This is a genomic window from Streptomyces sp. NPDC005574 (assembly GCF_040605435.1).
Classification (GTDB): Bacteria; Actinomycetota; Actinomycetes; order Streptomycetales; family Streptomycetaceae; genus Streptomyces.
The window spans coordinates 1-5,360 of the sequence record NZ_JBEXCW010000202.1 but is presented as its reverse complement, the minus strand read 5'-3'; the positions used below and the strand labels follow the sequence as shown (position 1 = coordinate 5,360).

Genomic DNA, 5,360 nt, shown 5'->3' with positions numbered 1-5,360 from the left:
AAGATCCTCGGCTACCTCACCCCAGCCGAGACCAGGCAGCGGCAACAGCACGCCCTCGCAGCGTAGACATCGAGTGTCCAGGATCATGGGGAAACGTCACCAGCGCCACTGACCCCAGCCGCCTACAACCCAGGTCTCCGTGTCGCTCAGCAGTAGGCGCAAAGATGGTCATTCGGATCGGGTCGGGCGTTACCGCACATAGCGAGCCAACTGGTGCTCTCGAGCCGGCGAGGCCGGCGGCCGTTCGCGTCGTGAAGCGTCCCTTGAGCGCCGACCCATTTGAGCATGCATTACACCTGTGTTGACTCTCTTCACCCCTTATGTTTGGCCTATTTATTCCGCTACGGGTTCCGGTGAGAGTGTATTCCTTCATGAAACGTGACGTGTCCGCCAAGACGCATCCGATAGTTGTCCAGTCCACTGACCGTACGGCCGCCGACGTGATCATCGACACGCTGGTAGACGCTGGTGTCGACACGTTCTTCGGCGTCCCAGGAGGGCCGGTGATGCCGCTGTTCGACGCGGTGGTGCGGCACCCGAAGGCGCGGCTCGTCGAATCACGGCACGAATCGACGGCAGTCTTTTCGGCGATGGGGTACTGGGCACAGTCAGGTCGAGTACCCGGAGTACTGGTCACCGCTGGGCCTGGCGGGACGAACGCCGTGACGGGGGTTGCCTCCGCCTATTTCGAGAGTGTGCCCCTGGTGGTGCTGTGCGGGGACGTTGTGTGGGCCACCACGGGTCGGATCCACCTGCAGGACATGGGACCGGACGGCGTCGGCATTGAGACGATGATGCAGCCTGTCACGCGGGCGGCCCTGCGCCTGCCCGCGTCGTCGGCGGCGGCCGGGTACGCCGCCCATGCCGTGGCCTTGGCCACATCCTCGGGGCGGCAGGGGCCGGTGTTGCTGGTGGTGCCGCGTGATCGGGCCTCGGCACCGGAGTCCCCGACTGAGCTAGTGGTCGCATCCAGTCCCTCGCGTGTGTTGCCGGCCGCAGACCTGGCCACGGTCACCGAGGTAGCCCGCCGCCTCGCCCACGCCCAGCGGCCCCTGGTCGTCGTCGGCTCGGGATGCCGCGAAGCCGTCCATGAGGTGCGCGCGATGATCGAGGCCCTGAATGTGCCGTTCGTGACAACTCCTCGCGCCAAGGGCATCCTCGGGGAGAACCACGAGCTGTCTCTGCGCACGGGTGGGATGGCTGCTTCTTGGTGGGCCAGAGGGTACATCGAGCCCGGTGTGGACGTCGCCCTGGTCCTCGGCACGGATCTGGACGACGTCTCCGTCGGTCCGACCCGTTACGTCGCTGAGGGCGGCGACCTGATCCATGTCGACCTGGACCCGACCGTGTTCGGCCGCGGACTTAAGACGTCCATGGGCGTGGTGGCCGATGTCCGCGCGTTCGCAGCCGAACTGGCCGCCACGAGCAGGGTCAACCACATCAGCAACCCCCATGCGGGCGCACTCGCGGCCCAGGCCAAGGCGCAGTCCCCGTTCGACCAGCCGGACTTCGCAACTGACCCCGCCCACCTGATCGCGCCGCACCGCGCCGTCCATGACCTGGCCGAGGCTATGGGACCGTCCGCCCGGTTCGTGACCGACATCGGCGAGCACATGCTGTTCGCCCTGCACTACCTGACTACCGAACGCCGGGAGGCCTTCGGCATCCACCTCGGTCTCGGCAGCATGGCGTCCGGCATCGGCTCGGCCATCGGACGCGCCCTCGCCGACCCGAGCACCCCCGTGGTGTGCATCTGCGGCGACGGCTGCATGCAGATGGCCGGCAGCGAACTGCTCGTCGCGGTCGAGCACAATCTGCCGGTCCTGGCAGCGGTGTTCAACGACGGCCGCTACAACATGGTCTACCACGGCTACCAGCAGGAATTCGGCAGGCAGGAGCGATGGGCCGCACCCCCCATGGACTTCAGCCTCTGGGCCACGTCCCTGGGTATCCCCTCGATTGTGATCGAGAAGCCCGGCCAGATCACAGCCGACCTGGTCTCCGCCCTCATGGCCTCAGGCGGGCCGGCCCTGCTGGACATCCGCCACGACCCGAACGTCAGGATCAAGGGCGCCGGCCGGGTAGAAGCACTGCAGCAGATGTCCCACGGCGGCGGCCAGCCCTGCTGACCGCGGTACCGCTGATACAGAGCGGTGCAAAAAACGGTGGAATTTCCTGCGGCCGCAGGATTTAAGCATCCCGTTGTGCACACTTCTGAAACGTCAACTTTGGCAAGGCAGCCAACACGGCGATGCTTACATTTCTTAGTAGACAGAGAGCTTGGGGCACCTCGGCAAATGAGCACATTCGACAGCGAGTACAGCACCTTTAATGTCTTGACGAACGGCGCTGGCCACTACTCTCTCTGGCCGCATTCCAGCCAAACGCCCGACGGATGGAATGTAGCGCTTGAGAATGCCAGCCAAGAAAAAGCTTGCGATTTTGTTGATTCACACTGGACGGGAATTCGCTCGAATTCATCCAGCATGCCGGACATTGGCAATAGCTCTCATTCCAGAGGCGCCAGCACTTTCAGAGGATGCCAGTCAGCCACCCTGGTCGACCGATTCGAGGTCCAAGTAGAGCGCACCCCGGACGCTACTGCATTGATCTTCGAGGGGGAGTCCGACAAATCCACTACCCTCACCTATGCACAGTTCAATTCCCGGGTAAATAGACTAGCCCATTATCTGATTGCCCAGGGGGTGGGCCCCGGCAAATTCGTGGCGATCGTACTCGGTCGCTCCGTTGAGATGCTAGTTGCGATTTACGCGGTCGCAAAGTCTGGCGCCGCCTATGTTCCAGTCGACCCGGATTACCCGGAAGAACGCATTACTGCCGTGCTCGCGGATGTCTCGCCATCCCTGATCATTGCTGAGACTGCAACTCTCCCCTATCTTGCCCGATTCGACCATCTGACGGTCCTGGACAAGCCAGGATTTATCCAGGAATCCGTCGGATATTCCAACGCTAATCCAACCGATGCGGAGCGCACGGGCCGCCTGACGCCCGATCATATCGCTTATGCGATTTTCACATCAGGGTCGACGGGGCAACCCAAAGGGGTTGCCGTTCCGCATGCCGGGATCGTGAACTGGCTATCCTGGATGCAGGCACGCTATCCACTTCAGGAATCTGACAGAATCCCGCTGAAAACGCCGATGACGTTCGACATGTCGACATCGGAAATTTTTTGGCCCCTCCAGACCGGTGCATCGACGGTTATCGCCAAGCGAGATGGGCACAGGGATATTCGCTATCTCGCAGAGCTTATTGATAGTCATCAAATCACTGTTACATGGTGCACCCCTTCCCTGCTGACGGCGCTTCTGCCAGAACTCGCCGGCTACAAAGGGCTGCGACGGGTCTTCTGCGGAGGCGAAGCGCTCCCCTTGGAACTCGCCGAAGAATTTCAGACCTCGTTCAACGCTCAACTGCACAACCTTTATGGACCGACTGAGACTGCAGTCGCTGTGACGTACTGGGATTGTCGTCCAGAATTCCTGGACGCGAGCATCCCTATCGGCGCACCGGTATCCAACACCAAACTGTTCGTACTTGACTCGCAGCTCCAGCCGGTGGCTGCCGGAGTGCCGGGTGAGCTCTACATTGCGGGAATCCAACTGGCCCTGGGCTATCTGAACCGGCCAGGCCTGACGGCTACGAAATTCGTGGCGTGCCCGTTTGAGGCTGCGGGTGAACGCATGTACCGTACCGGAGACCTGGTTCAGTGGCGAAGCGACGGTCAATTGGAATACCTCGGCCGGATCGATGACCAGGTCAAGATCCGAGGCTTCCGCATCGAACCAGGCGAGATCGCGTCAGTACTGATGCGGAATGAGGCCGTGGCCCAAGCCGTCGTGATGGCCCAAGAAGACCCCCACGGCAGCAAGCAGCTAGCCGCCTACGTGGTGCTTTCGGCAGTAAGCTCTACGGCCGATCCTGCGGAACTCAAGAACTATCTGGCCCGAGTACTGCCGCAATACATGGTGCCCGCGGTCGTGATCACCCTCGACAGGCTGCCGCTGAACCACAATGGCAAGCTCGATCGTGCGGCACTTCCGAAGCCGGACTTCGCCGGCATCTCTGACCCGTCGCGTGGGCCGCGGACACCGCAGGAGGAAGTGCTGTGTGAGATATTCGCGAATGTACTGGGCTTGCCGACGGTAGGCATCGAGGACAACTTCTTCGAGTTGGGCGGGCACTCACTGCTGGCCACCCGCCTGATCGGCCAGGTACGCACGACGCTGGGCGCCGAGGTCACAGTCCGCAGCCTGCTCGAAGCGCCCACGGTCGCCGGCCTGGCCAACCGGCTGGGCACGGACACGGACCGTGACTCACTCGACGTTCTGCTGCCTCTGCGATCCCAGGGCAATCGGGCGCCGCTGTTCTTTATGCATCCGGCGTCCGGCCTCAGCTGGTGCTATGCAGGCCTCATGAAGCACGTCCCAGCCGATTACCCCCTCTACGGCTTGCAAACGCCAAGAATCACAAATCCAGATTACGCACCACAGACTCTCCGAGAGATGGCCGCGAATTACATATCGCACATGCGATCGATACAGCCGACCGGCCCCTACCATATCGTCGGCTGGTCGTTCGGTGGTCTTCTGGCCTATGAAGTAGCGGTTGAGCTGCAGCGTCAAGGGGACAAAATAGCCCTGCTCTCCTTGTGGGACACATATCCAGAAAATGTTGCACTGGACGGCCAGGAAGCCAACCTACTCGGAGCCCTGCTGGAACCAGCAGGGGACGATGAATCTGAACCCGAGCAGCCCGAGCACATTGATCAGGCGATCGCGCTGCTTCGTAGTCGTGGAGGTGCGCTGGCGAATCTTGACGAGTCCTACCTGAGATCCGTTGTGGCGGCCCTGACCGAGAACCAAAAACTCGAGAAAACGTTTACCCCTAGGAAATTCGACGGCGACCTCTTGTTCTTCATTGCGACCCTCGGAAAGCCGGAGAACCCGCCAGTCCCAGCATTGTGGAACGCCTACATCAGTGGAAGTATCAGAGAGCACCGCATTCACGCGGACCACTTCGGTATGGCCCGGCCCGAACCGCTTGCCGAAATCGGCCCGCTAATCGCCGCGAGACTGAAAGACATGCACCTCAATCGAGCCGGACGCGATCCTGAATGATCGACCCCGCTCGCCGAAGCCGACACTGCGAGAGAGCCGCATCGCGCCTCACGGTCTCGGTCACTGACTGTGACCGCCCGCGCCGCCATCAGCAGGCGTTGGGTCTTTCGAGGGGATAAGCACGAAGCGCGCCAGGGCGCCCACCCCCGCCTCCCCCAGAGCCCCCGGCATGCGCCCCGTGTGCATCACCCCTACCCGCTGCGTGGCCCGCGTCAACGC

Annotated in this window: 2 protein-coding genes; both read left to right on the top strand. The window is 62.2% G+C overall.

Annotated elements, in window-relative coordinates; translation table 11 throughout:
• Positions 1–383 precede the first annotated feature (383 nt).
• Complete coding sequence (locus ABZT03_RS42870) at positions 384–2,129, top strand: thiamine pyrophosphate-binding protein (protein WP_356049570.1); 1,746 nt, start codon at positions 384–386, stop codon at positions 2,127–2,129.
• A gap of 168 nt (positions 2,130–2,297) precedes the next feature.
• A complete protein-coding gene (locus ABZT03_RS42865; protein WP_356049568.1) occupies positions 2,298–5,141 on the top strand; it encodes an amino acid adenylation domain-containing protein in 2,844 nt (947 codons plus the stop codon).
• Positions 5,142–5,360: the final 219 nt, after the last annotated feature.